Source organism: Lysobacter sp. A286 (assembly GCF_054052105.1).
The window spans coordinates 230,939-256,668 of record NZ_JBSVRJ010000001.1 but is presented as its reverse complement, the minus strand read 5'-3'; the positions used below and the strand labels follow the sequence as shown (position 1 = coordinate 256,668).

26 protein-coding genes and 1 riboswitch are annotated in these 25,730 nt (G+C 67.6%); of the genes, 4 read left to right on the top strand and 22 right to left on the bottom strand.

Features of this window, described 5'->3' with window-relative positions; genetic code table 11:
• Positions 1-10 precede the first annotated feature (10 nt).
• Together ACW7G0_RS01205 and ACW7G0_RS01200 are read left to right on the top strand one after the other, a co-directional pair.
• Positions 11-1,396: an FAD-binding oxidoreductase gene (locus ACW7G0_RS01205; protein WP_456987138.1), complete on the top strand. Its 1,386-nt coding sequence runs from the start codon at positions 11-13 to the stop codon at positions 1,394-1,396.
• Positions 1,393-2,031 (top strand): uracil-DNA glycosylase family protein, encoded by a 639-nt coding sequence (locus ACW7G0_RS01200; RefSeq protein WP_456987136.1) that lies wholly within the window; start codon positions 1,393-1,395, stop codon positions 2,029-2,031. The genes ACW7G0_RS01205 and ACW7G0_RS01200 overlap by 4 nt, the downstream gene beginning before the upstream one ends.
• On the opposite strand, the gene thiL is transcribed toward ACW7G0_RS01200, so the two are convergent.
• The 8 genes from thiL to glyA all read right to left on the bottom strand — a co-directional run bounded on the left by thiL (position 2,028) and on the right by glyA (position 9,496).
• Positions 2,028-3,062, bottom strand: coding sequence for a thiamine-phosphate kinase (gene thiL / locus ACW7G0_RS01195; protein WP_456987135.1), 1,035 nt, complete (start codon positions 3,060-3,062; stop codon positions 2,028-2,030). The genes ACW7G0_RS01200 and thiL overlap by 4 nt on opposite strands.
• 12 nt (positions 3,063-3,074) lie before the next feature.
• Positions 3,075-3,545 (bottom strand): transcription antitermination factor NusB, encoded by a 471-nt coding sequence (gene nusB, locus ACW7G0_RS01190; RefSeq protein ID WP_456987134.1) that lies wholly within the window; start codon positions 3,543-3,545, stop codon positions 3,075-3,077.
• Complete coding sequence (gene ribH, locus ACW7G0_RS01185) at positions 3,542-4,009, bottom strand: 6,7-dimethyl-8-ribityllumazine synthase (RefSeq protein ID WP_456962386.1); 468 nt, start codon at positions 4,007-4,009, stop codon at positions 3,542-3,544. Before ribH ends, nusB begins: the two co-directional genes overlap by 4 nt.
• A 76-nt stretch (positions 4,010-4,085) precedes the next feature.
• Complete coding sequence (ribB, locus tag ACW7G0_RS01180) at positions 4,086-5,210, bottom strand: 3,4-dihydroxy-2-butanone-4-phosphate synthase (RefSeq protein ID WP_456987132.1); 1,125 nt, start codon at positions 5,208-5,210, stop codon at positions 4,086-4,088.
• 117 nt (positions 5,211-5,327) lie between these two features.
• Entirely contained in the window at positions 5,328-5,945 is a 618-nt protein-coding gene (locus tag ACW7G0_RS01175; protein ID WP_456987131.1) for a riboflavin synthase, read from the bottom strand.
• Between the two features lie 157 nt (positions 5,946-6,102).
• Positions 6,103-6,266: riboswitch (FMN riboswitch) on the bottom strand.
• 139 nt (positions 6,267-6,405) lie between these two features.
• On the bottom strand, positions 6,406-7,503 hold the full coding sequence (ribD, locus tag ACW7G0_RS01170; protein WP_456987129.1) for a bifunctional diaminohydroxyphosphoribosylaminopyrimidine deaminase/5-amino-6-(5-phosphoribosylamino)uracil reductase RibD: 1,098 nt from the start codon (positions 7,501-7,503) through the stop codon (positions 6,406-6,408).
• A gap of 87 nt (positions 7,504-7,590) precedes the next feature.
• Complete coding sequence (nrdR, locus tag ACW7G0_RS01165) at positions 7,591-8,112, bottom strand: transcriptional regulator NrdR (protein WP_456962390.1); 522 nt, start codon at positions 8,110-8,112, stop codon at positions 7,591-7,593.
• Positions 8,113-8,242: 130 nt separating this feature from the next.
• Positions 8,243-9,496 (bottom strand): serine hydroxymethyltransferase, encoded by a 1,254-nt coding sequence (gene glyA, locus ACW7G0_RS01160; protein ID WP_456987128.1) that lies wholly within the window; start codon positions 9,494-9,496, stop codon positions 8,243-8,245.
• 224 nt (positions 9,497-9,720) lie between these two features.
• Between glyA and ettA the strand changes: the two genes are divergently transcribed.
• Positions 9,721-11,385 carry an energy-dependent translational throttle protein EttA gene (ettA, locus tag ACW7G0_RS01155; RefSeq protein WP_456987126.1) on the top strand — a complete coding sequence of 555 codons (1,665 nt, stop codon included), beginning with the start codon at positions 9,721-9,723 and terminating at the stop codon, positions 11,383-11,385.
• Between the two features lie 7 nt (positions 11,386-11,392).
• Entirely contained in the window at positions 11,393-12,229 is an 837-nt protein-coding gene (gene pyrF / locus ACW7G0_RS01150) for an orotidine-5'-phosphate decarboxylase (RefSeq protein ID WP_456987125.1), read from the top strand.
• Positions 12,230-12,271: 42 nt separating this feature from the next.
• On the opposite strand, the gene ACW7G0_RS01145 is transcribed toward pyrF, so the two are convergent.
• The 14 genes from ACW7G0_RS01145 to gspE all read right to left on the bottom strand — a co-directional run bounded on the left by ACW7G0_RS01145 (position 12,272) and on the right by gspE (position 25,643).
• On the bottom strand, positions 12,272-13,174 hold the full coding sequence (locus ACW7G0_RS01145; RefSeq protein WP_456989412.1) for a glycosyltransferase family 2 protein: 903 nt from the start codon (positions 13,172-13,174) through the stop codon (positions 12,272-12,274).
• A 23-nt stretch (positions 13,175-13,197) separates the two neighbouring features.
• Positions 13,198-14,076, bottom strand: a complete 879-nt coding sequence (locus ACW7G0_RS01140; RefSeq protein WP_456987124.1) for a glycosyltransferase — start codon at positions 14,074-14,076, stop codon at positions 13,198-13,200.
• Between the two features lie 33 nt (positions 14,077-14,109).
• A complete protein-coding gene (gene gspD / locus ACW7G0_RS01135) occupies positions 14,110-16,314 on the bottom strand; it encodes a type II secretion system secretin GspD (RefSeq protein WP_456989411.1) in 2,205 nt (734 codons plus the stop codon).
• Positions 16,315-16,423: 109 nt separating this feature from the next.
• Positions 16,424-17,254 carry a type II secretion system protein XpsN gene (locus tag ACW7G0_RS01130; RefSeq protein ID WP_456987123.1) on the bottom strand — a complete coding sequence of 277 codons (831 nt, stop codon included), beginning with the start codon at positions 17,252-17,254 and terminating at the stop codon, positions 16,424-16,426.
• Positions 17,244-17,900 (bottom strand): type II secretion system protein GspM, encoded by a 657-nt coding sequence (gene gspM / locus ACW7G0_RS01125; protein WP_456987121.1) that lies wholly within the window; start codon positions 17,898-17,900, stop codon positions 17,244-17,246. The genes ACW7G0_RS01130 and gspM overlap by 11 nt, the downstream gene beginning before the upstream one ends.
• Positions 17,875-19,053, bottom strand: a complete 1,179-nt coding sequence (locus ACW7G0_RS01120) for a PilN domain-containing protein (RefSeq protein WP_456987120.1) — start codon at positions 19,051-19,053, stop codon at positions 17,875-17,877. Before ACW7G0_RS01120 ends, gspM begins: the two co-directional genes overlap by 26 nt.
• Positions 19,050-19,943: a general secretion pathway protein GspK gene (locus tag ACW7G0_RS01115; RefSeq protein WP_456987119.1), complete on the bottom strand. Its 894-nt coding sequence runs from the start codon at positions 19,941-19,943 to the stop codon at positions 19,050-19,052. Before ACW7G0_RS01115 ends, ACW7G0_RS01120 begins: the two co-directional genes overlap by 4 nt.
• Positions 19,944-20,011: 68 nt before the next feature.
• Complete coding sequence (locus ACW7G0_RS01110) at positions 20,012-20,650, bottom strand: prepilin-type N-terminal cleavage/methylation domain-containing protein (protein ID WP_456989410.1); 639 nt, start codon at positions 20,648-20,650, stop codon at positions 20,012-20,014.
• 86 nt (positions 20,651-20,736) lie between these two features.
• Positions 20,737-21,177, bottom strand: coding sequence for a type II secretion system protein XpsI (gene xpsI / locus ACW7G0_RS01105; protein WP_456987117.1), 441 nt, complete (start codon positions 21,175-21,177; stop codon positions 20,737-20,739).
• A gap of 29 nt (positions 21,178-21,206) precedes the next feature.
• Positions 21,207-21,662 (bottom strand): type II secretion system protein XpsH, encoded by a 456-nt coding sequence (gene xpsH, locus ACW7G0_RS01100; RefSeq protein WP_456987115.1) that lies wholly within the window; start codon positions 21,660-21,662, stop codon positions 21,207-21,209.
• A gap of 45 nt (positions 21,663-21,707) precedes the next feature.
• On the bottom strand, positions 21,708-22,166 hold the full coding sequence (gene gspG / locus ACW7G0_RS01095) for a type II secretion system major pseudopilin GspG (RefSeq protein WP_456987114.1): 459 nt from the start codon (positions 22,164-22,166) through the stop codon (positions 21,708-21,710).
• Between the two features lie 46 nt (positions 22,167-22,212).
• A complete protein-coding gene (gene xpsF, locus ACW7G0_RS01090; RefSeq protein ID WP_456987112.1) occupies positions 22,213-23,430 on the bottom strand; it encodes a type II secretion system protein XpsF in 1,218 nt (405 codons plus the stop codon).
• Between the two features lie 17 nt (positions 23,431-23,447).
• Positions 23,448-23,780, bottom strand: a complete 333-nt coding sequence (locus ACW7G0_RS01085) for a GIY-YIG nuclease family protein (RefSeq protein WP_456987110.1) — start codon at positions 23,778-23,780, stop codon at positions 23,448-23,450.
• A gap of 171 nt (positions 23,781-23,951) precedes the next feature.
• Positions 23,952-25,643, bottom strand: coding sequence for a type II secretion system ATPase GspE (gene gspE, locus ACW7G0_RS01080; RefSeq protein ID WP_456989409.1), 1,692 nt, complete (start codon positions 25,641-25,643; stop codon positions 23,952-23,954).
• Between the last annotated feature and the right edge of the window lie 87 nt (positions 25,644-25,730).

The window sequence follows — 25,730 nt, the reverse complement described above, 5'->3', positions numbered from 1 at the left end:
CGATAGCGCGATGCCCACGCCATTGCCGCCCGAACTGCATGCTGAAATGACCGACTTGCTGGGCGCGGCGTGGCTCACCGACGACAGCGAACGACTTGCCTACGCCTACGACAACTCGCGGCAACTGGCGTTGCCCGACGCGGTCGCCCTGCCCACCTCGGCGGCGCAGGTGGTCGCGCTGGTTCGTGCCTGTCGCCGCCACCGGGTGCCGGTGATTGCCCGCGGGCGCGGCACCAATACCACCGGCGCGGCGGTGCCGGTCCATGCCGGCGTGGTGGTCTCGTTCGAGCGCATGGACAAGATCCTCGACATCCGTCCCGGCGACCGTTGTGTGGTGGTCCAGCCCGGGGTCCTCAATGGCGACCTGCAAGCCGCGCTCGCCCCGCACGGGCTGTTCTGGCCGCCCGATCCGACCAGCGCCGCATTCAGCACCGTCGGCGGCAACCTGGCCTGCAACGCTGGCGGGCCGCGCGCGGTGAAGTACGGGGCCAGCCGCGACAACCTGCTCGCCCTGACCGCGGTCACCGGCGCCGGTGAGCTGATCCACTGCGGCACCCAGACCACCAAGGGCGCTACCGGATACGACCTGCAACGGCTGCTGGTGGGCAGTGAAGGCACGCTGGCGCTGATCGTCGAAGCGTCGTTGCGACTGACCCCGGCACCGACCGCACAGCGTGCCCTCCGCGCGATCTACCGCGATGTGTCCAGCGCCGCGCAGGCGGTGGCCCGCTTGATGGCGCAGCCGGTCACGCCGTCGATGCTGGAATTCATGGATGCGCAGGCGGTGCGGCTGGCACGCGACGTCGGTGGCGCCGACTTGCCCGATGATGCCGGCGCACTGCTGATGATCGAAGCCGACGGCGACCCGGCGCATTTGCCGCACGATATCGAAGCGCTGAAGGACGCCGCTCGGGGTGAAGGCCTGGTCGCCCTGGACGATGCGGCCGACGAGGCGGCGCGCGCGCAATTGTGGGCGGCGCGCAAGTCGTTGTCACCAGCGCTGCGGACGCTCGCGCCCGGCAAGATCAACGAGGACGTGGTGGTCCCGGTATCGCGCATCCCCAAACTGGTCGATGGCGTGCAGCAACTGGCGCGCGATTGCGGGCTGCCGATTGTCTGTTTCGGTCATGCCGGCAATGGCAATCTGCACGTCAACCTGATGTATGACCCGGCCGACCAGGATCAATCCACGCGCGCCAACGCCACAATGGCCAAGGTGTTCACGCTGGCGATTTCACTCGGTGGCACGCTGTCGGGCGAGCACGGCATCGGGCTGGCCAAGCGCGACTTCATGCCACAGGCGATCACGCCGCCGACGTTGGCACTGATGCGCGCCATCAAGTCCACCTTCGACCCCGACGGCATCCTCAACCCCGGCAAGCTGCTGCCGCCATGAGCGCAGCGGCGACACCAGGCACGGGCCTCACCACGGACCCTCCCGGCGACGACGCCAAGCTGGATCGGCTGCTGGTGGACATACGCGCTTGCAGGATCTGCGAGGCCTCGTTGCCGCTCGGGCCACGCCCGGTGCTGGCCGCCAGCCAGAGCGCGCGGGTAATGGTGGTGGGCCAGGCACCGGGACGCAAGGTGCACCTCAGCGGGGTGCCGTGGGATGACGCCAGCGGGCGACGCCTGCGTGAGTGGCTGGGAATCGATGGCTCGACCTTCTACGACCCGGCCCAGGTCGCGATCATACCGATGGGCTTCTGCTACCCCGGCAAGGCCGGTTCCGGCGATGCTCCGCCGCGCCCCGAATGCCGCGCAACCTGGCATCCGCGATTGCTGCCGCTGCTGCCCAATATCGAACTGACGGTCCTGATTGGCCAGTACGCCCAGGCTTACTTTCTTGGAGGGCGACGCGGAAACAGCCTCACCGCGACCATGCGCGACTGGCGCGACTACCTGCCGACCGAGCTGCCGCTGCCCCACCCCAGCCCGCGCAATGTCGCCTGGTTCAAGGCCAACCCCTGGTTCGAAGGCGAAGTGTTGCCGGTCCTGAAACAGCGCGTGCGCGAAGCGTTGTCGTTTTAGAAGTGCGTATAGCCGGTGCGCGGCGGATGCCACTGCCGGCCATCGGCCTCCAGCGCCAGCACGCCCTCGCCGGCGATCACCCGGCCAATGCGGGTGATCGTGGTTGCCGTCTGTGCCGCCAGCGCATTGATCGATTCGCGCGCGCTCACCGGCGCGCTGAAACACAGTTCGTAATCGTCGCCGCCACCCGCCTGTATGTCCCACCGCTGCGGCAGGTCGAATGCCCGGGCCAGTGCGGATGAGCTCGGCAGGGCATCGAGCTCGATCTCGGCGCCGACGCTGCTGGCGCGGCAAAGGTGCCCGAGGTCGGCGAGCAGGCCATCGGAAATATCGATTCCCGCGTGGGCAAGGCTGCCCAACCGCCGGCCGATGGCGACGCGCGGCGTCGGTCGATCCAGACGCGGACGCAGGGATTCGATCGCCTGCGCACGCTCGCCTTCCTGTGCCGTTGACCGATCCGATGGCTCACGCGCGGCAGTGTTGGACTCATCGTCGCGCTTCAACAGCAACGGGCCTGCGCCTGGCAGCAACAACGCCAGCGCCGCTGCCGCGTCACCGAGGGTTCCCGTCACCCAGAGATCGTCGTCCACTTGCGCGCCATCGCGACGCAGCGCGCGGCAGGGCTCGACCAGCCCATGCGCGGTGACACTGACCGACAGCGGCCCGCGCGTGGTATCGCCACCAATCAAGGCAACTCGGTGCTCAGCGGCCAGCGCCAGGAACCCGTCCAGGAAACCATCCAGCCAGGCCGGATCATCGGACGGCATCGACAGCGACAAGGTGCACCAGGCCGGGGTTGCCGCCATCGCGGCCAGATCCGACAGGTTGACTGCCAATGCCTTCCAGCCGACATCGACGGGGGCGGTATCGAGCGGAAAATGGACTCCGGCATTCAGCGTATCGGTACACACCACCAGCTGGAAACCGGCCGGCACCTGGATGATCGCGGCATCGTCGCCGATGCCCAGCACCACGTCATCGCGGCTCTGGGCCCGGGAGCGGATGCGATCAATCAGGTCGAACTCGGCCATGCGCGTGTTGGCTCAGTCAGGCTTGCGCCGTGATGCGTTGACCTCGACCGCGCGCCACTGCGCCGCGGCATGATCCAGCACGCCGTTGACGTAGGTGTGGCCGTGCTCGGCGCCGAAACGCTTGACCGACTCGATCGCCTCGTTGATCACCACCCGGTACGGCACGTCCGGGCGATGTTGCAGCTCGTAGGTGGCGATCCGCAGGGCCGCCAACTCGATCGGATCGACCTGGGCGATATCGCGATCCAGGAAGGGCGTCAATGCCTGGTCCAGCTCGACGCGATGCTTGTCCACGCCGTGCACCAGCTCCTCGAAATAGGCCAGGTCAGCGACCTCACGGGCTTGCTCGTGGGCGAACTGGGTCACCACTTCGCGCGCGCTGGAGCCGGACATCTGCCAGGCATACAACGCCTGCAATGCACGCCGCCGTGCACGCGAGCGACCCACCGCGTCGATACCTCCCGGCCGGCGACGGTGGTTCATGCCAGTCGCTCCATCAGGTTCGCCATCTCCAGTGCGGCCAGTGCCACTTCCTCGCCCTTGTTGCCGTGGCTGCCGTTGGCGCGCTTCTCCGCATCCTCGTGCACCTCCACGGCCAGCACGCCGTTGCAAACCGGCACGCCGTGATCCAGTGCGACCCGCATCAGACCCTCCGCGCAGCCATCGGCGACCTGCTCATAGTGGCGGGTATCGCCGCGCACCACGCAACCCAGCGCGACAATCGCCGCGTAACGCCCCGCGGCGGCAATACGCGCGGCGGCCACCGGGATCTCCCACGCGCCCGGCACCCGGATCACGTCGATGGCCTCCTCGGCCACGCCGTTGTCGGAGAAGGTCTTGCGTGCGCCCATCACCAGGGTGTCGGTGATGCGCGGATTCCAGCGACTGGCAATGATTGCGAAACGCGCGCTTTCAGGGCTGCGCAGGTCGCCTTCGATATGGGGCATGTCAGGGGAAGCCTTGGAGGGGGAGGGGAAATGCCGGGGTCTGGCGAGACCGCAGTTTACCGCGCGGGCGCACCGGCTACATCGACTCCACGTACTCGACCACTTCCAGCCCGAAGCCGGCCAGCCCGACCTGCTTGCGCGGCGTGCCCAGCACCCGCAGCTTGCCCAGCCCGAGGTCGGCCAGGATCTGGCTGCCGGCGCCATTGCGCCGCCATTCGGTCAGGCCCTGGCCGGCGCCGGGACTTATCTCCTGCATCGGCGCGTCGGCCGCCTGCGGTTCGGCGCGAATGCGCGCCAGCAGCGCGGGGGTATCGGCATGGTCGGCCAACAGCACCAGGGCGCCGCGATCCTGCTCGGCGATCGCGGCGAGCACATCGCCGACGGCCGGCCCAAAGTCCGCGCGCCGCCAATGCAGCACGTCGGCCAGCGGGTTGTTCATGTGCACCCGCACCAGGGTCGGGGTGGCCGGATCGGGCTCGCCCCGCAACATCGCAAAATGCAGCGCGTGGCTGAGCCGGTCACGGTAGGTCAGCAACTGGAACGGGCCATGGTCGGTCTCGATCGGCCGGCTGTCGACCCGCTCCACGGTGTGCTCGGTCTCCAGCCGGTGCCGGATCAGCTGCTCGATCGAACCGATCTTCAAGCCGTGCTCGGCGGCGAACTTTTCCAGCTCCGGTCGGCGCGCCATGGTGCCATCGGCATTGAGCACCTCCACCAGCACCCCGGCCGGCTCCAGACCGGCCATCAGTGCCAGGTCGATCGCCGCCTCGGTATGGCCGGCGCGGTTGAGCACGCCGCCGGGCTGGGCCTGCAGCGGGAAGATGTGGCCCGGCTGGACCACGTCGGACGGCGTCGCGTCGGGGCGGACGGCCGTGCGGACGGTGTGGGCGCGATCGTAGGCGGAGATGCCGGTGGTGACGCCTTCGGCGGCCTCGATGCTGACGGTGAAGTTGGTGTGGTGCTGGGAGGTGTTGTCGCGCACCATTGGCGGCAGACCGAGCTGGACGCAGCGCTCGCGGGTCAGCGACAGGCACACCAGGCCACGCGCGTGGGTGACCATGAAGTTGATGTCGGTCGGCTTGACCAGCTCGGCGGCCATGATCAGGTCACCTTCGTTTTCGCGATCCTCGTCATCGACGATCACGACCATGCGGCCGGCACGGATTTCTTCCAGCAGTTCGGGGACGGTGGCAAAGCTCATCGGGGTGGTTCCTGTGGTGTGGGCCGGCGGCAGGGAGGCGCCGCGGGCCCGTGATCGTCGTTTCCGCAAGGGGCGGAAACCGGTGGTGGCAGCAAAGACGGAGGGCAGCTCGCGACGTCAGCTTTGCTCGCGTCCTTGCAGCAAACGCTCGACGTAACGGGCGACCAGATCGACTTCCAGATTGACCGCGTCGCCAAGCCGGGTGTCAGCGAAGGCAGTGTGGGCAACCGTGTGCGGCACCAGCGCGACCTCGAAACCGTCCGCATCGACCTCATTGACGGTCAGGCTGACGCCGTCGACGCAGATCGAGCCCTTCTTGGCGATATAACGCAGCACGGCTGGCGGTGCGGTGAACCGCCAGCGTTGCGCGCGCGCATCTGGCGAGATCGTCGCGACCGCGCCGACCCCATCGACGTGGCCGCTGACCATGTGGCCGCCAAGCCGGTCGGTGGGGCGCATCGCCCGCTCCAGGTTGACCGGCGCGCCAATGGGCAACTGGCCCAGTGTGGTCAGCGCCAGCGTCTCGTTGGATGCGTCGGCCTGGAACACGCTGTTCTGAAGCCCGCTGACGTCAAACTCGACCACGGTCAGGCAGGTGCCGTTGACGGCGATGGACTCACCCAATGCCACCTGCTCGAATGGCAGCGAGCCGACCTCGATGACAAGGCGTGCGTCACCGCCCCGGGAATCCCGTGCGGCCAGGCGGCCGACACCTTCGATGATGCCGGTGAACATCAGCGTGACTCCCCGGCAAGGCCACCCGGCAGGGTCGCCAGAACGCACCGCAACATCGGACACTTCAATGACATGGACATGGCTCGTTTCCCGCATCAATGGATGGCGAAAAACGCCACAAGGCAATGGCTTACGCATGGCCCCAAGGCCTGGCGTACGCCGTCTTCTTTCATCCGGACTATGACCGTCGGCTCCGGCATTCGACCGGATCTGCTGACCCTGCGGCAGCTGGCTGCAGGCGCTCGCGGGCTTGTCACCACGGCCGTCATGGCCAGGTAACCTACCGCCGGTGGGGAGTTGCACCCCGCCCTGAAGACGTTTACGTGTGGTGCCACCACAGTGGCGTGACGATTCTACCAGCCCGCGGGCGCCACGATTGTCCGATCCGTGGAACGCTGTGGCGGCAATCCGCGCCGCTGATCCGTCCCGGCGCCGTCAAGCCTGGCTTGCGGGGCTTGGTTTACGGGCCTGTGTCTGGTTGCAACAGGACCCGGATGTCCTCGCCCAACTGGCGCGATTCAACCACGCGCATCTGCATGCGCTCGGCCATCGTCTCGATGTTGAGTCCATCAAACAGCGGTCGCGCCTGTGATCCCAGCAGCACCGGGGCGACATAGAGCAGCAGCTCGTCGACCACCCCGGCTTCCAGGAAGGCCGCCGCCAGGGTTGCCCCGGCTTCCACCTGGACTTCGTTGACACCTCGCGCGGCCAGCAGCTTCAGCACCGCGAGCAGGTCGAAGCGGCCGCTCTCGACCGCAACCGTCGCCAGCTCGGCATCGATACCGCGGCCGAGCTTGGTATTGGGCGCATGGATGTACAGGGTCGGCGCGTCACCGTCGCGCACCCGGCCGCGGGCGATCGTGGCCAATCCGGGGTCGAGCACCACCCGCAATGGCGGGACGAAGGCGACGCCCTCGTCCAACCGCACCGTCAACGACGGGTCGTCCGCCAACACGGTACCGGCACCGGTCACCAACGCCCCGGCACGGGCGCGCCAATGCTGGACGTCCAGGCGTGAAGCCTCGCCGCTGATCCACTTGGATTCGCCACTGGCCAGCGCGCTGCGGCCATCCAGGCTGGTGGCCAGCTTGACCCGCACCCAGGGCCGGCCACGCACGATCCGTGACAGGTAGCCGCGGTTGAGTTCGCGCGCCAGGGCTTCCATCAAACCGTGCTCGACCTGGATCCCGGCGGCCTGGAGCTTGTCGAAACCGGCGCCATCGACCTGTGGGAACGGGTCGCGCATCGCCGCCACCACCCTTGCCACCCCGGCGGCGACCAACGCGTCCGCGCACGGCCCGGTGCTGCCCGTATGCGCGCACGGTTCCAGGGTCACGTAAACCGTGGCGCCCTTGGCCCGGTCGCCGGCGTCCTGCAGCGCCAGTACCTCGGCATGCGCCTCACCGGCGCGCTGGTGGTAGCCCTCGCCCACCACTTCGTCACCCTGGGTGATCACGCACCCGACCATCGGATTGGGCCGGGTGGTGTAAGCGCCGTGCTCGGCCAGGCGCAGGGCGCGCGCCATCATCAGGTGATCGGTTGCGGTGAATTCGGGCATGGACGGTGGATTCCTCTTGCAGGAGTCGGAAGGTCTGCGGTCAGGGGCGCTGGCGGGCGCGAGCGCGGATGCGACAACGTGCCGCCATCAGCGCTTGCGGGATTTTGTTGCCGTGTCGGTGTCCCCACCCAGCAGTGGCAACTGGTCTGCGCCGGAATTGTCGCTCTCGAGTCGATCCAGTTCATCGCGGAAATCCGCCACGTCCTGGAACGCGCGATAGACCGAGGCAAAGCGCACGTAGCCGACATGGTCGAGCTTGCGCAATTCACCCATCACGAACTCGCCCACCCGCAGCGACGACAACTCGCGCTCGGTGGTGCGGCGCAGTTGGTGGACCACCGCGCGCACCGCCGTCTCGATCTGCTCTTCCGCCACCGGCCGTTTTTGCAATGCGCGGTCGAAGCCACCGCGCAGCTTGCGTGCGTCAAAGGATTCACGACGGCCATCGGACTTGATGATCACCGGCAACTTGAGCTCGACCGTCTCCAGGGTGGAGAAGCGCTCACCGCAGGCCTCGCAAACGCGGCGACGGCGGATGGTCGCGCCGTCGTCGGACACCCGCGAGTCGATGACGCGGGTATCTACGTGTTGGCAGAAGGGACAGTGCATGGCGGGCGGGGGTTAGCCGGGTTGCCCGGTCGTGCGGGGGCGGCGGGTTGAAACCCGACCTACGGGGGACTGGCCATGAGGGGTCGAGACCCGCCCCGGGGGTGCGGGGTGGGTGCGCGTCAGGCAGCGGTCAACCATAGACGGGGAATTGCGCGCATTGCGTGGTCACGTTTTCGCGCACGGACTTGATCAGGTCCTCGTCATTCGGGTTGTCTAGGATGTCGCACATCCAGTTGGCCAGCGCGACACAGTCCGGCTCGAGGTAGCCACGTGTGGTCACCGCCGGGGTGCCGATGCGCAGGCCGGAGGTGATGAACGGCTTTTGCGGGTCGTTGGGTACCGCGTTCTTGTTGACGGTGATGTGCGCCTTGCCCAACGCGGCTTCTGCGTCCTTGCCGGTAATCCCCTTGCCGATCATGTCGATCAGGATCAGGTGGTTCTCGGTGCCGCCCGAGACCACCTTGTAACCGCGATCGATGATGACCTTGGCCATCGCCTTGGCGTTTTTCACCACCTGGGCCTGGTAGTCCTTGAACGCCGGCTCCAGTGCCTCCTTGAACGCCACCGCCTTGGCCGCGATCACGTGCATCAGCGGGCCACCCTGCAGACCGGGGAAGACGATGCTCTGCAGCTTCTTGACCAGTTCCTCGGTCGGGTTGCTGGCAATGATGATGCCGCCGCGCGGGCCGCGCAGGGTCTTGTGGGTGGTCGAGGTCACCACGTGCGCGTGCGGCACCGGGTTCGGGTACACGCCGGCGGCGATCAGACCGGCGACGTGGGCCATGTCGACGAAGAAGATCGCCCCCACCGCATCGGCAATCTCGCGCATCCGCGCCCAATCCACCACCTGCGAGTACGCGCTGAAGCCGCCGATCAACATCTTCGGTTTGTGCTCGCGGGCCAGCCGCTCCATCTCGTCGTAGTCGATCAACCCGGACTCGTCCAGGCCGTACGGGACGACGTTGAACAGCTTGCCGCTGATGTTGACCTTGGCCCCGTGGGTGAGGTGGCCGCCATGCGCCAGGCTCATGCCCAGGATGGTGTCACCGGGCTTCAACAGTGCGAAGTACACCGCCTGGTTGGCCTGCGAGCCCGAATGCGGCTGCACGTTCGCGTAATCAGCGCCGAACAACTCCTTCAGCCGGTCGATCGCGAGCCGCTCGGCCACGTCGACGTATTCGCAGCCGCCGTAGTAACGCTTGCCGGGATAGCCCTCGGCGTACTTGTTGGTCAACTGGCTGCCCTGGGCTTCCATCACCCGCGGGCTGGCGTAGTTTTCCGAGGCGATCAGCTCGACATGGTCTTCCTGGCGGCGATTCTCGTTCGCGATGGCCTGGGCGAGTTCCGGGTCAAATCCTTCAATACGTGCATCGCGCGCAAACATTAGCCACTCCAGCTCAGATGAAGAAGGGAAGGCCCCGAGTTTAGCCCCGACCCGGCGCCGGAACCACGGGCGAACGGGTTGTCGGTGGGACGTGCACCCAAACCAACTGCCCGCTGACCCGCCCGCTGCAGGAAACTCCCGCATCCGGGATAATGGCCGGCTATCGATCCTTTCCGGCCCCTGCCCTCGCGCAGGGCGCCGCCGTCTGCCTGCGGAGCCCCCGAATGTCGCAATACATCTACACCATGAACGGCGTCAGCAAGACCGTTCCGCCCAAGCGCCAGATCATCAAGGACATCTCCTTGTCGTTCTTCCCCGGCGCCAAGATCGGCCTGCTGGGCTTGAACGGCTCGGGCAAGTCGACGGTGCTGAAGATCATGGCCGGCGTCGACCCCGACTTCACCGGCGAGGCGCGCGCGGCCAAGGACATCAAGGTCGGCTACCTGGCCCAGGAACCCCAGCTCAACCCCGAGCACACCGTGCGTGAAGCGGTCGAGGAAGGCCTGGGCGAGGTGATCAACGCCCAGGCCGCATTGGACAAGGTCTACGAGGCCTACGCCGACGAGAACGCCGACTTCGACAAGCTCGCCGCCGAGCAGCAGCGCCTGGAGGCGATCCTCGCCACCGGCGATGCGCACACGCTGGAGCACCAGTTGGAAGTCGCCGCCGACGCGCTGCGCCTGCCGCCGTGGGAAGCCATCATCGGCAAGCTGTCCGGTGGTGAGAAGCGCCGCGTCGCGCTGTGCCAGCTGCTGCTGCAGAAGCCCGACATGCTGCTGCTGGATGAGCCGACCAACCACCTGGATGCCGAGTCGGTGGAGTGGCTGGAGCAGTTCCTCGCCCGCTACAGCGGCACCGTGGTCGCGGTCACCCATGATCGCTACTTCCTGGAAAATGCCGCCGAGTGGATCCTGGAGCTGGATCGCGGCAAGGGCATCCCGTGGAAGGGCAACTACACCGCTTGGCTGGAGCAGAAATCCGAGCGACTGAAGCGCGAGGAGTCCGGCGAGAAGGCCCGCCAGAAGGCGCTGGCCAGGGAGTTGGAGTGGGTGCGCAGCAACGCCAAGGGCGGCCGCACCAAGGGCAAGGCGCGCATGGCGCGGTTCGAGGAGCTCAACTCGGTCGAATACCAGCGCCGCAACGAGACCAACGAGATCTTCATCCCGCCGGGCGAGCGGCTGGGCAACTCGGTGATCGAGTTCAACAACGTCTCCAAGTCGTTCGGCGACCGCCTGCTGATCGACGACCTGAGCTTCATCATCCCGCCCGGCGCGATCGTCGGCATCATCGGCCCCAACGGCGCCGGCAAGTCGACCCTGTTCAAGATGATCACGGGACAGGAAACCCCGGACAAGGGCGAGATCACCCGCGGCCCGTCGACCAAGGTCGCCTATGTCGACCAGAGCCGCGACACGCTGGAAGGCGACCACAACGTGTTCCAGGAAATCTCTGGCGGCGCGGACATCCTCAACATCAACGGGGTCGAGATCCAGTCGCGCGCCTACCTGGGCCGCTTCAACTTCAAGGGCCAGGACCAGCAGAAGCTGGTCGGCACGCTGTCGGGCGGTGAGCGCGGTCGCCTGCATCTGGCCAAGACCCTGCTGCAGGGCGGCAATGTGCTGCTGCTTGATGAGCCATCCAACGATCTGGACGTGGAGACCCTGCGCGCGCTGGAAGACGCGATCCTGGAGTTCCCCGGCTGCGCGGTGGTGATCAGCCATGACCGCTGGTTCCTGGACCGCATCGCCACCCACATCCTCGCGTTCGAGGGCGACTCGCACGTGGAGTACTTCCAGGGCAACTACCGCGAATACGAGGACGACAAGAAGCGCCGCCTCGGCGAGGAAGGCGCCCAGCCCAAGCGCCTCCGGTTCAAGGCACTGAAGTGAGTTTGCGATGACCTTCATGCAGGCCCTGAAACACCGCTGGTCCGACGCCGACTCACTGGTCTGCGTCGGTCTCGATCCGGAGCCGGCGAAGTTCCCGGCGCAATTCGCCAACGATCCCGATGCGGTGTTCAACTTCTGCCGCGGCATCGTCGATGCAACGGCCGAATACGTCTGCGCATTCAAGCCGCAGATCGCCCATTTCGCCGCTCTGGGCGCGGAGGACGCGCTGGCGCGGCTGATCGCCCACATCCACGCCCACCACCCCGGCATCCCGGTGATCCTGGACGCCAAGCGGGGCGATATCGGCAGCACCGCACAGCATTACGCCAGCGAGGCGTTCGACCGCTACCGCGCCGACGCGGTGACCGCCAACCCGTATCTGGGACGCGACTCGCTGCAGCCGTTCCTGGATCGCGCCGACCGCGGCGTGGTGATCCTGTGCCGCACGTCCAACCCCGGCGCGAGCGACCTGCAGGACCTGCTCGTCACCGGCAACGGCCGCGAGCGCCCGCTGGAGCGTCCGCTGTACCAGCACGTCGCCGAAACCATCGCACGCGACTGGAACGGCCACGGCAATTGCGCACTGGTGGTCGGCGCGACCTGGCCGGAACAACTGCGCGAGGTGCGCGCGATCGTCGGCGAGATGCCTTTCCTGGTCCCCGGCGTCGGTGCCCAGGGCGGCGATGTCGAGGCGGTGGTGAAAAACGCGAAGACCGCCGACGGGACCGGCCTGATGGTCAGTTCCTCGCGCGCGGTTCTGTATGCCTCCCCCGGTGACGACTACGCACAGGCCGCCGCCACCGTCACCCGCGCCTTGCGCGACCAGATCAACCGGTATCGCTGAGCCGCGCCTGCGGTTTATTGCCGGAAGGCTTCGCGCGCGGCGTCAACGATCTCCATTGATCAGTTGGGCAATCAGTTGCCGGGTCAAGACCTGCAGGAAGTGCAGCCAGATCGCCAGCCAGACGGCCGCGCGCGCCAGTACGCCGCGGCGGGGCGCCTCGAACTTGCGGAAGTAGCGCCACAGGCCGCGGTGCTTGTGCCACTCGACGAACACCGGCCGCGACCGGCTCGACACGCCGCGCACGTGAACCACGCGGACCTGGTTGGCGACGGCAATGGTTGCGCCAAGCCCGGCGATCCGGCGGCACAGATCCAGGTCCTCGGCATGCAGGCGGTAGTCCTCGTCGAATCCTCCAATCTGCTCGAACAGGCGGCGCGACAGGAACATCAACGCCCCGGAGATCGCCGCCACCGGCTGCAGCACCTGGGCGTCGTCTGCCGGGATCGCCATGTCGGCGCCTCCGGAGCTGCGGTTTGTGCGGTTGAACCAGCCGGCCAGCATGGCGCCGAAATCGGCGGCGTGGCGACGCGCAGCAGGGTCACGCACTCCATCCTCGCCGACCAGGTCAGCGCCCAGCAGGATGTGTCCGGGAGTGGTTGCGTCGATCGCCAACGCCCGCAGGCGGGAAAGCGTGTCGTGCTCGACCATCGCGTCGGGATTGACGAAGGCCAGCCACTCGCATCCCGGCGCGCGGCTGGCGACATCCGCCGCGCCCTGGTTGCAGGCCACCCCGAATCCGGGGTTGTCCGGGTTGGCGATGAATCGCACGCGCGGGTCGGCGGTGGCGTGGCGCTGGATGATCTCCAGGCTGCCGTCGTCGGACAGGTTGTCCACTACCCGGATCGCAGCGACGCCGATGGCCGCGCGCAAGCGGCCCAGGCAGTCGTCAATGGTCGACGCGCTCTGGTGGGTCACTACGACCACGGCAATGTCGGCAGCCGGCATGGTGGCAGCGGGCACTGGATTGGTCACGTTCGATCCTGCCCGGTGGATGCATCCACCATCGCGTCGGGCGGCGGAAACAGATCGGCCTGTGGCACCGGTGGCCCAATCGAAGCCAGCAACTGGCCCAGCTGCTCGCGCGCGCCGTGCAGCGGATCGCGCATCAGGAAAGCGGCCAGTCGCGCATGCCAGTCCGGCCAGCGCGCCGCGAGGCGATCCATGTCGCCCTCGAACGCCGCGCCCTCTGCCGGGCGGGCGACGAACGCCGACTCGCACAACACATTGCGCCAACCCAAGCCGGACAGTCGCAACGACAAGTCGATCAGGCCGGCATACCAGGATCCGTAACTGGCCACGTCCAGCCCGCCGGCACGCTGGCGCGCGCTGCCGCGCAACACCACGGCGTGACTGATCGCGGCAGGCAGCTCGGGATGAATTTCAGGCATCCCCGCGGCAGCGCGTCCCAGCCGCTCGGGATCGGCCGGCATGGGATCGATCTCGCCGATCCGCGGCCAGGCCGCCGCCTCGCCGGCGTTACTCCAGGCACTGACGGTGGCGATTGCGCCGTCGCTGCCCAGGCAGGCGGCCATTGCATCGAGCCAGCCGGCCACTGGCACCGCATCGGCGGCGAGCACGGCGACGTCGGCATCGCCGCAAGCGGCCAGTATCTCGTCCAGGTGCGCCAGCTCGCCGATGCTGCGCTGGCGACGGGTGTAGTCGGCCTTCAACGCGGTGCGCGACATCCAATGTTCGATGATCGCGTAGCCGCGCGGACCCGCCAGGGCGTCGTCAGCCAGCCAGACCCGGGTCCCCGCCGGGGTCGCCGCCTCCAATGCTGCCAGGCTGGCGTCGAGCGCGGTGTCGTCGGCACCGACCGGAAACACAACGATGGGCAGTTCAGCCATGGGGCGCGTCCGGCCCGAAAGTGAAGGTCCAGGTCACGGCTTGGGCTGACGGTACAACGGCTCCAGCGCGCGGAACTGGCGGCCGTACTCGTCGGTCATCTCGCGCGCCTCCTGCGGGTTCCTGATGATGGTCGGGGTCAGCAGGACGATGGTTTCCTCACGATGGGTCGTGGAACTCTGGGTGCCAAACAGGCCACCGATCACCGGGATCCGGCTCAGGCCCGGGAAGCCCTTCGAGCCGCGCGTCACGCCATCGCGGATCAGGCCGGCCAGCATCACCGTGTCGCCACTCTGGATCGCCGCCTCGGTCTTGAGCTTGCGGGTGTCGATCCGCACGTTGCCGTACTTGTCCGGGTCACCGCCGGGCGCGCTGACCTCCTGCACGATGTCCAGGAACACCATGCCGTCCTGGGTCACCCGCGGTCGGACCTTGAGGATCACGCCGGTGTCCAGGTACTCGACCTGGCTGTAGCTGTTGTCGCCGCCCAGGCCGGGGTTGACGGTGACCGAGGACACCGGGATCCGGCTGCCGACGTTGAACTCCGCCTGCGCGTTGTTGCGCACCACCACCGAGGGGGTCTGCAACATGTTGACGTCGGTTACCGAGTCGAGCGCGCTGATGACCGCGGCGGCATTGCGCCCCAGGAACGTCCACGCCATTCCGGCGGGACTGCCACTTCCCGCGTCGCCCTGCACGCTGCCGGCCAGGGTGCTCCAGGTATCCCGGCCGACGGCACTCGGCAAGCCGGCGTCGGTCACGGCGCGCTCGAAGAACCAGTTGACGCCGTACTCCAGCGCGCCACTGAGCTGCACCTCGACCACCTGCGCCTCGATATGGACCTGCATCGGCATCACGTCGAGCTGGACGATCACGTCCTTGATCGACTGCCAGGCTTGCGGGGTCGAGCGGATCAGCAGCGCGTTGGTCTCCTCCACCGCGGACACGCCGACCTTGTCGCCCTGAATCTCCAGGCTGACGCTACCATTGCCGCTTTGCGCCGCATCCAGCGACATCTCACCGCCGCCGGAACCACCACTGCGCCCGCCTCTGCCGCTGCGTCCACCCCTGCCGCCGACGTTCGCGTTGTTGCCCAGTACTACGCTGGAGCCGGAGTCGCTGGACGATATCTCCGCCGATTGCAGCCCCGGCATCAGCGAAGGCCCGTCGCCGCCGCCCGAGCCCGCCGATGAACCGCCAAACACCTCTGACAGACGATCGGCCAGGTCACGCGCCTTGATGTACTTGAGCTGGTAGGTGTACAGCTGCACCGAACCGCCCGCGCCATCGATGCGCTCAAGCCATTGCTGGATCTGGTCGAGGTATTCCGCCTGCGGGGTGATCACCATCACCGCGTTGGCACCCTCCAGTGGCATGAAGCGGAACATCCCGGCCACCGGCGATTTGCTGCTCTCGCCGAACACTTTCTCCAGATCAGCGACCACCCGGTCAGCCTTGCCCGATTGCAACGGGAACACGCCCACCGACATGCCCGACAACCAGTCGACGTCGAAGACCTCGATCGTGCGCAGGTAATTCTGCAACTCCGCGCGGGTACCGCCGACACTGATCACGTTGCGCGACGCATCGGTGCCGATGATCGCGCCGGGGCGCGCATACGGCTCGAGGATCTTCTTCATTTCCTCGGCAGCGACATAGCGCAGCGGCACCGTGCGGACCTCGAAACCGCGCGCGTTGGCGGCGCTGCCGGTACGCGGGGCGACGGTGCCGGCCAGCGCCTGGTCGGCCGGCACGATGTTGTAGCGGCCGCCGCTGTAGACCATGCGGGCGTTGTTCCAGCCCAGCACCTGATCGAGCAGGCTGATCGCCTCGGCCGGGCTGACCGGGTTCGGCGTAGCCAGGGTCACGGTGCCCTGCACACCGGGCGCGATCACGTAGTTCTGGCCCAGCATGTCGCCAAGGATCGCCTTGGCCACCGCATGCAGGGACTCACCTTCGAAGTTGAAGGTGGCCTGCCCGCTGGTGCCACCCGCATTGGGTCGCGGTGCCGCTGCGGCGGAACGGTTGATGACCTGGCCGGTGCCGCGGTGGATCCGGGGCTGCAATCCGGTCTCCGCATCTTCCGGCGACTGCACTGGCACGCCATCAACCACCGTGGCCGGGGAGGTTCCCGCGGTGCGTATCTGCACCCCCGCCGCCCCGGTCGGGTTCGGCGGCCCGTCACGGCGGACGTTGGGCACCGCCGTGCTGGCACATCCCGCCACCAGGCCGGCGACCATCAGGCAGGCAATGACCAGGCGAATCACGGCCGACCCCGACCGCGTGGAGGACAAGCGAGCCGGCGACGATGACGAGTGATCGGTGGGGCGTTGCTTCATTGCATTCACTCTAGCGGTTGTTGGCCGGTGGTTTCAGTTCGGGTGGGTTGCGCAATTTCTCACGTCGCGCCTGGATGCGCTGACGGATCGCATCCATCTGCGCCGCATCGGTGGCCGGTGGGTCGGCAGCGGTACCCAACGCGTCCTGCGCGGTGCCATCGGGCGAGGCTGGTGCGGGTGACTGCCCGCGGACCGGTGCTTGCGGGTCATCGGGGAAGACCGGCTCCGGGGCGTCATCCGCGCGCCGCAAGGGGGTTTCAGCCGGTGCCGGCGAGGGCGCGCGACGCTGACCCTCGGCAGCCCCATCGGACCTGCCCAGAACGGTTGGCGGCGAGCCTCCCACGCCGTCGAATACCCGAAGCGGCAAGGTGCGGCGCCCTTCCGGCCCCTCGAATACCGCGCTGCGCTCGTCCAGCTCGACCAGGCGCCAGGCGGGATGGGGCTCGGGGCCGTGCTGGAGTCGAACCCGGAACGAGGCGCTGCCGTCCGGTGGCTGCAGGATTGCCAACTGCAGCCGGGGCGTGAGCAGCACACTGGTCAGCACGTAGTTGAAGCCCTGCGTCTCACCCTCACCATCGCCGTTTTCCAGGAAAAACGGCTGCGGGGTGCGATCGGGCGAGAACAACGGGCGTGCGGCAATGGCTTCATGCTCGCCCGGGGCGGCCGGCCGGGGCGCCGGCGCAGCGGGCAGTGGCGGCAACGGCGCCAGCACGCCGGATGCGTCATCCAGCGGCGCGACACGCCCTCCCATCCCGGCCACGGCCAGCGCCCAGGCCAACACGGCGCAACCGGCGACAGCGGCCAGCAGCCGGGTTCGCGGGCCGGCGTCATCAATCCGCATGGCTCACCCCGGCGGCAGCGTCGGATACCACCGGCGACGCGGGAGGCGCCAGATAGCCATACAGGTCGAACGACACGTCCAGCCCCCCGGCACCGCTGGGCGTACCGCGACTGAGGAAGCGGCCGCGGGCCAGGATATTGAGGTTGTCGACGAACAGCCTGGGGGCGCCGCTCTCCAGGAGATCGAGCGCCTTGGCCAGCTCGGGGGTCCCGCACAGCAACCGCACCTGCACCGTCACCCGGGTATAGGACTCGCGGTTATCGGAGTCGAGCGGCGAGCGATTGGTGATGGCGCAACTGCGATTGCCCGGGCTGGCCTGGAGCACCACCGTCTCCAGTCGCTGGATCAGGCTCGCCGTCGCCAACTCCGGGTTGGCCTCGGGCAGGAATCCCGGAAGCTGCTTCTGTCGTGCCTGCACCTGCTCCAGTCGGCGTGCGACCTGCGGCGCCTGTTGCAGGTGTGCGCGCAGGCGCAGTTCACGTTGTTGCAGCGACTCGATGCGCTGGTTCGCGTCGGCCATGGGAACCGTCCACCACGGGTGGATCAACAACGCATAGACAATGCCCAGCACCACCACCAGCAGCGCCAACGCCAGCCAGCGGTCCCGGCCACCCAGGCGTTCAGCGATCCGGCTTGGCAGCGCCATCGGCGAGCTCCCCGGGCGTTGGTGGTGTTGGCGCGGGCGGCGCGGCGACCGCCAGTTTCGCGGTCAGGGTAAAACGATCACGGCTGCTGCCGGGATCGGGTTGCAGGGCGCCGGCCAGCGCCGGCGAGCTCCACGCCTGTGCCCCTTGCAACTGGCCGATCAGGGCCGCCGCCTGGCCACTCAGGCCGATCAGCAACAACTGGTCGTCATTGATTGCGAGCTTTTCCAGGTAGGTATGGTCGGGCAGCCGCACGGTCAACTCGTCCATGATCTCGATCGCGGTGGGCCGCCGGGCCCGGGCCTGGTCCAGGAACGCCTGGCCTTCCACCAGGCTGGCCAGTTGATGGCGCTGGGCGGCGGCCTGACGCCCTGCATCGGCCTGGGCGGCCATTGCCTGCTCCAATGCGTCGGCCGCCGTGCGGCGGTTATCCAGCAATTGCCACAGCAGCGCTGCCACGGCAACCAGCGTGACCGCCGCCAACGCGGCGTTCCAGATCGCCCACGGATCGCGATGAAGCCGACGTTGGGCCACCGGCAGCAGGTTGACTCCCAATGGCACGCCGTCGTCCGCCGCCACGTCGACCCCGGCCAGGGTCGAGGCCAGCGCACCCAGCCGGTCCAATGCCGGCTCCAACACCTGCCGCGGGACGACCACCAGTTCTACATCGAGTTGGCCATCGCTTTCGCGCCGCCCCGCTACCCGGGCATCGAACGCGACCGCATCGGCACGGAATGGCGTTTGTCGATCAATCTCGAAACCCACCACATCACGCAGCCGGTCACTTGCCGCGGCGGGCAGGACCAGGCGGCGACGCAGGCTGGTCGCTGGCGCCAGCAACAACCAGCGCGGCAGGTCGTCCTGCCCGCGGCCCAGCAGCCGGTCCAGCGGATCGGATGGGCCGGAGATATCCGCCAGCGGCACTCGCGCCAGGTCACGCAGCTCATCACCCTGTTGCAGGCGCAGTTGCAGGTCGTCGCCATCCACGTGCAGCAGCAGCCGGCCACGATCGAAGCCCAGTGCCTGGCGCAGCCGCGGCGGCAACCATTCCGCCAGTGAGCGCCCCCACCAGCGCCAGAGCCCGGCAACACCCGGGGCCAGGCGCGTGCCGAAATCGCCCAGGCGACTGCCGGTACTGGAAGCGATCTGGCTCATTTTGACGAGGCTCCCTGTCTTCGATCCAACGCGTCCAAATCCGACGCGCCCCAATGCGACATGCTCCAATACGACATGTCCCAATCCAGCACGGTGTAGGCCATCCCGGGCAAGCGGCCCGCGCCCGTGCGCACCACGACCCGCAACCCGGACTGCCGCCCGTTGGCGAGCCGGGCGCGGCTGTCAATACTATACGTACCGCCGGGGCGTGCGCCGATGCCGATGTTGACCCCCGCCTGGCGCTGCGCGGGACGGCCGCGTTGCCCCACGATGGCCGCACCGTCCAGGCCCAATGCGTTCAACACCGGCTGCGATGCGAATGCAGGATTGGGGTGCGGCAGCCCGCCATGCACGGTCACATGGGGCGACAAACCGGCATACAGAGTCGGCGTGAAACCCAGTACCTGCTCCAGCTCGGTGATGCTTTCGAAAGGGGCGTCCTTGGCGCCATAGCCACGACCCGCGGACGCGTAATCCTGGTCCTCCGCGCCGCCTGCCACCTGGGTCAGGCTGCCAGGATCGCGCCAATCGATGATCGCCGCCGCCAGCTGCGAAGCCTCGACCCGATCGCTGCCCAGTTCGTGCAACAGTCCCGCCAGCAACGGCGCGCCGGCCTGGTTGAGGTCGATCTTGCCGCTCTCGTCGACGATCCGGATCTCGACCTGCGCGCCGGCATAGCTCCATGGGTACAAGCGGCCATCGGGCACCCATTGCAAGCGTGGGTCGGTGGCCTGCAACCGGCTGATCGCGTACTCCACGCCGGCGCGGGCCGAGCCATCGGCCGCCAGTCCGCGCACCAGTACGCGTCCCTGCATGTGCTCCACCCGGGCCACCATTGCAAACGAGCCGACCAGCGCGGTCAACAGCACGATCAGCCATAGCACCAGCAACAAGGCCGCCCCGCGGAGGGCGGACTTCGCGGCCCGTCGCGGCCTCACGCCAGACCTGTCGGGCACCCTCACCAGCCTGCACCCGGCGCGATACCGGCAACGGCCCCCGCCTGGGGCAGTGCGACCACCAACGTCGGCCATTTGCGTCCGTCCGCGTCGGTGAACTCCACCTCGACCAGTCGCGGCAGTTGGCCGGCGTGGTCCCAGCTGTCTTGCCAGTCGCCCAGGCCCGGGCGATCGGGATCCATCCCGCGGTAGCGGAACGCGACCGCGCCCAGACCGTCGGCCAGCAACTCCGCAGGCCGCTGTTCGGGATCCTCGATGGTCTGCCCCGCCACGACGATATTGAGCGCCAGCACGACCCTGACCTGCTGCGGGTCGGCCTCGACACGGAAGTCATGCAGGTACGGACCGCCCCGGCCGAGGTAATCGGGCAAGTTGGCGACGAATCGTATCCGCCCCGGTTCACCGATGAAGTACCGCGGCAACGCATCGTCTTGTCCGGTGCTGAAGGCAAGCGGCCGGGCCGCCGCCAGCCGCTTGCGCAGGAAGCCTTCCACCGCGCGCACCTGCTCGCTGCGTTGCGCCAGCAGCTCGCCGCGGGTCGTGGTCTGGCTGGCGGCCGACAGGGTGGCGAAGGCCAGCGCCAGCCCCGCGGCCAGCAACACCGTCGCCAGCAACACTTCGATCAGCGTGAACCCGGCCATCCGCCGACGCCGGGCGCCGGTTGGCACCACGTTTGTCTGCCGCGTACTCGAGTGCGGCGCGCGCGGCCCCGGCATGCGGAGCGCGCTCATGGCCATCCGTCCGCCGGCTCGGCCGCCACCAGCCGAAGGGTGCGCATCTGCAGGCGTTCGCGTGGACCACCGTCGCCCCAGGTCACATCCAGCACCACTTCAAGCAGTTGAGGACCGGAAAGCGCGACGGGCATCTTGGCCAGCGCCGGGTCACGCCAAGCGGCCACCTGCAACGACCAGCGATAGCGGCCGTCATCGAACTCGCCATGGCGCTGGCCCGGTTGCACCGGCTCCACGACCCCGACCGTGTCCAGCAGCGATTGCGCGTGCAGCGTCGCGCGCCCCGCATCGCCGGACCAGCGCACCTGCGAGGTTGCCCCCGACAACGTGCCCAGCAGCAAGGTCAACGCGACGGCCAGCAGCGCGAACGCGACGATCACCTCGATCAAGGTGTAACCGCGTTGCCGACGGCCGCGCGGGACGCAACCGCCCCGCATGCGGCACTGATGGCCGGAACGCCCGGCCATCAGTCACCCGGCCCCGAGCGTTCCACGGTGACCTGCCCGGTCAGCCAGGCCACGTCGATGTTCCATTTCGCGCCATCACGACCCAACTGCACCCGGCCGCCGGTCGCCGCCCCGTCCGGGAAAAACAGCACCGCGCCCTCGCGCTCACTGGGCTGTGCCTCACGCGCGCCGATGAACCGTACTTGCAGGGCCGCAGGGATCTCGCCGTGGTGGTCGCCCGGTCCCTGCCAGGTACGCGCTTGCGGGTCGATCACAAAGCGTTGCGGCTGCCCGGTGACGATCGCCCGCGACTGCGTGTAGCGCAGCTCGGCGGCGACCTGCTTGGCCGCCGAACGCAACTGGGCACCCTTCATCCCGCCGCTGAACGCCGCCATCGCCAACAGGCTGGCCGCCGCGATCAGCGCGACCACCAGCAGCATCTCCAGCAACGAGACGCCTGCCTGGCGCCACCGCATCCCGGTCACCGGCGAAGCGGCCTGGACCGCCCACGGTGTGCCACGTCACTGGTAGTGAATATCGCCATCGACGCTACTACCGCCGACCTTGCCATCCTTGCCCAGGATCGTCAGATCGAAATCACCACTCTCGCCCGGCACGCGGTACTCCATCGGATGGCCCCAGGGATCATTCAGCTCGGCTGACTTGGCGTACGGCCCCAGCCATCCGGGCGCGTCACCGGGCTCGGTGACCAGCTCGTCCAGCGCCGCCGGCAGCCGGCCGGTGTCCATCTGGAATGCCTCGACCTTCTGCGCCACGGTCATCACCTGCGACTTGGCCAGGTTGGCCTTGGCGCGATCGGCGCCGCCGAGCACGCGCGAACCGACGAAGGTCAGCACCGCGCCGATCAGCACGATCACGATGATGATCTCGATCAGGCTCATGCCGGCCTGTTTTGCGGCGGAAGGGGCACGGAAATTCCGGGGCCGGAAGTTTCGGGTCAGGGAACGGCTGTTGTGCATTGCGGAGGTCCTGTGTGGGTTCAATGGTGTGCTTTGCTCGTCTGACTTACCCGATCTGGTTGGTGAGGTCGTACAGCGGGGTCAGCACCGCCATCACCACCATGCCAACTACGCCGGCCAGCACCACGGTGACGATCGGCACCAGCGCCGCCAGCATCCGGTCCAGTGCCAGCGAGGTCTGATGTTCGAACGTCTCGGCGGTCTTGACCAGCATCGCATCAAGCTCGCCGGATTCCTCGCCGACCTGGATCATCTGCAGCGCCAGGCGCGGGAAACGCTTGCCACGACCGAGCGCGGTCGACAGCGCGACACCGTTCTTGACCTCCTCGCTGGCGGCGCTGACGTCCGCGGCCAGGACCCGGTTGTCCATCACCTTCTGCGCGATACCGAGCGCGCCCATCAATGGCACACCATTGCGCACCAGCGTGCCCAGCGTACGCGCCAACCGTGCGGTCTCGACCTTGGCGACCAGTCCACCAAAGAAACGGCGGCGCAGTACCCAGCCGTCGAGCGCCTCGCGAAACACCGGGTCCCGGCGCTTGCGATCGATCCACAGCAGCAGCAACGCCGGCACCACGATCAGGAAAATCCACCAGTCGCGCACGAACAAGCCAACGCCCAGCACGATCCGGGTGAAGAACGGCAACTGCGCATCCAGGCTTTCGTACATCAGCGCGAACTGCGGCACCACGTAGCCGAGCAGGAACAGCAGGCTCAGCCCAACCATCACCAGCAGGATGGCCGGATAGATCAACGCATTGATCACCCGCCCCTGCATCGCCCGTGAGCGCTCCAGGTAATCGGCCAGTCGCGCCAGGGTCTCGTCCAGGCTGCCACCGGCCTCGCCGGCCCGGACCATGTTGACGTACAGCCGCGAAAACGTGCCGTGCTGGCGCTCCAGCGCGGTCGACAACGACATCCCGCCGCGCACCGCGTCACGCACGTCACTGACCACGCGCCTGGCCGCCTCGTCCTCGGGCAACTCCAGCAGGATCGTCAGCGCGCGGTCCAACGGTTGGCCCGCACCGAGCAGCGTCGCCAGTTGCTGGGTGAACTGGACCAGCCGCTCACCGGCAAACGGCCTGGCCTGGAACAGCCCCTGCCAGAGCGACGCCCCGCCCCCCTCGCTGGCCAGCCGCGTCTCGACCGGCAGATGCCCCTGCTCCTGCAGGCGCGCAGCCACCTCGGCATTGCTGGCAGCCTCCATCTGGCCGTCCAGCATGTCGCCGCGCGCGTTGATCGCCTTGTAGTTGTAGAGGGGCATGGGGTTGATTCCCGCCGTCATTCCCGCGAAAGCGGGAACCCAGCGACTTCGGCCTCCGCGCCGGTTATCTGCGGCCAAAGATCATTCCAGTAGGGATTGGTTTTCTCGATCAGTTGCATCTTCCAGTCCCTCCGCCACTTCTTGATCCGTTTCTCGTGACTGATGGCGGCCTCCATGGTGTCGTGCATTTCGTACCACACCAAGTGTGTGACGCCGTGCTTTTCGGTGAAGCCCTTCATTACGTGATTTCGATGCTCCCAAATCCGATTCACGAGATTGCTGGTTACACCGACGTACAAAATCCCGTTGCGAGCGCTGGCCAAGAGGTAAGTGGCAGGCTGTCGTTCCATGACGTTCCTGTGCGGGTAGTGGCGATGAGGCACTGGGTTCCCGCTTTCGCGGGAATGACGGAGTGTCCTGACGCCGGACGGATTCCCGCCTGCGCGGGAATGACGGTGTGGGTTGATGTCGCAGGGGCTCCCGCCTTTGCGGGTATGACGGTCGAAACGGGGATGACCATCTCATGCATCCTCGGTCACGCGCAGCACTTCCTCGATGGTGGTCAGGCCGGCCAGCGCCTTGATGATGCCGTCCTCGTACATGGTGCGCATGCCGGCGTCGCGGGCGATGCGCTCGATCTCGCCCATGCCGGCGTGGCGCATGACGGCACGGCGCAGGTCGTCATTCAGGACCATGAATTCCATGATCGTGGAACGCCCCTTGTAGCCCGTCGGTGCCAGCGGCGAGGCGACCGGACGGTACAGATGGATGTCGCCATCGGGTTGGTAGCGGCGCAGGCCGAACTTCTCGATCTGCTCCGGCGAAGCCGGGTAACGCTCGGCGTGGGTCGGCTCCAGTTTGCGCACCAATCGCTGGGCCAGGATGCCGTTGACGGTCGAGGTCAGCAGATAGTCCTCCACGCCCATGTCGAGCAGACGGGTGATGCCACCGGCGGCGTTGTTGGTGTGCAGCGTGGACAACACCAGGTGACCGGTCAGCGCCGACTGGATCGCGATGCGCGCGGTCTCCAGGTCGCGCATCTCGCCGATCATGATGATGTCCGGATCCTGGCGCACGATCGAGCGCAACGCCTGGGAGAAATCCAGCCCGATCTGCGGCTTGGCCTGGATCTGGTTGATGCCCTCGATCTGGTACTCGACCGGATCCTCGACGGTAATGATCTTGACGTCGGGTGTGTTGAGATTGCTCAGCGCGGCGTACAGCGTGGTGGTCTTGCCCGAGCCGGTCGGGCCGGTCACCAGCAAGATCCCGTGCGGTTGCTGCAACACGTGCTGGAACTGCGGCAGGAACTCGTCGGTGAAACCCAACTGGTGGAAATCCAGCACCACCGACTCGCGGTCCAGCAGGCGCATCACCACGCTCTCGCCATGCGCGGTCGGCACCGTGCTGACACGCAGATCCAACTCCTTGCCCTGCACCCGCAGCATGATCCGGCCGTCCTGCGGCAGCCGGCGCTCGGCAATGTTGAGCTTGGCCATGATCTTGATGCGGCTGATCACCGCCGCGGTCAGGTTGACCGGCGGGCTCTCGCCGTCGATCAGCACGCCGTCGACGCGGTAGCGCACCTTGAGCCGGTTCTCGAACGGCTCGATGTGGATGTCGGAGGCGCGCAGCTCGACCGCACGCTGGATGACGAGGTTGACCAGACGGATCACCGGCGCCTCGGAGGCGAGGTCGCGCAGGTGCTCGACATCGTCCAGGTCGCTGCCCTCGCCCTCGGCGGTCTCGATGATCGCACCCATCGCGCTGCGGCCCTGGCCGTGCCAGCGCTCGATCAGCTCGTCGATTTCCGAGCGCAATGCGACGCTGGCGCGGACCTCGCGGCCGGTCGCCAGTCGCACCGCGTCGAGGGTGTAGGTGTCCTGCGGGTCGGCGGCGATCACCTCGACCATCTGGTCGGTTTCGGCCACCGCCACGATCGCGAATTGCTTCATGAACTTGGTGGTCAGTTGCACGCCGTCGGGCGGCAGTTCCGGTACTGTCTTCGTGCTCACCAGCGGCAAGCACAGCACCGTCGCCACGGTCTCGGCATGGTCGCGCTCGGACACCAGCCCGAGCCGGGTCAGCAGGGCGAGCAGGCTACCACCGGTCTCGGCCTGCAGCCGGCGCGCGCGGCCGAGGTCGGCTTCCTTGAGCCGGCCTTTCGCGAGCAGGGCGTCGACGATCGGTTCGTCGACAGGATTGCTGCCGATGCCGTGACCATCCGTGCCGCCCGCGAGTGTGTCTGCAGCTGCGCTCACATCACTCTCCGAGTCCTTCAACGGCTGACTTTAGCAGGT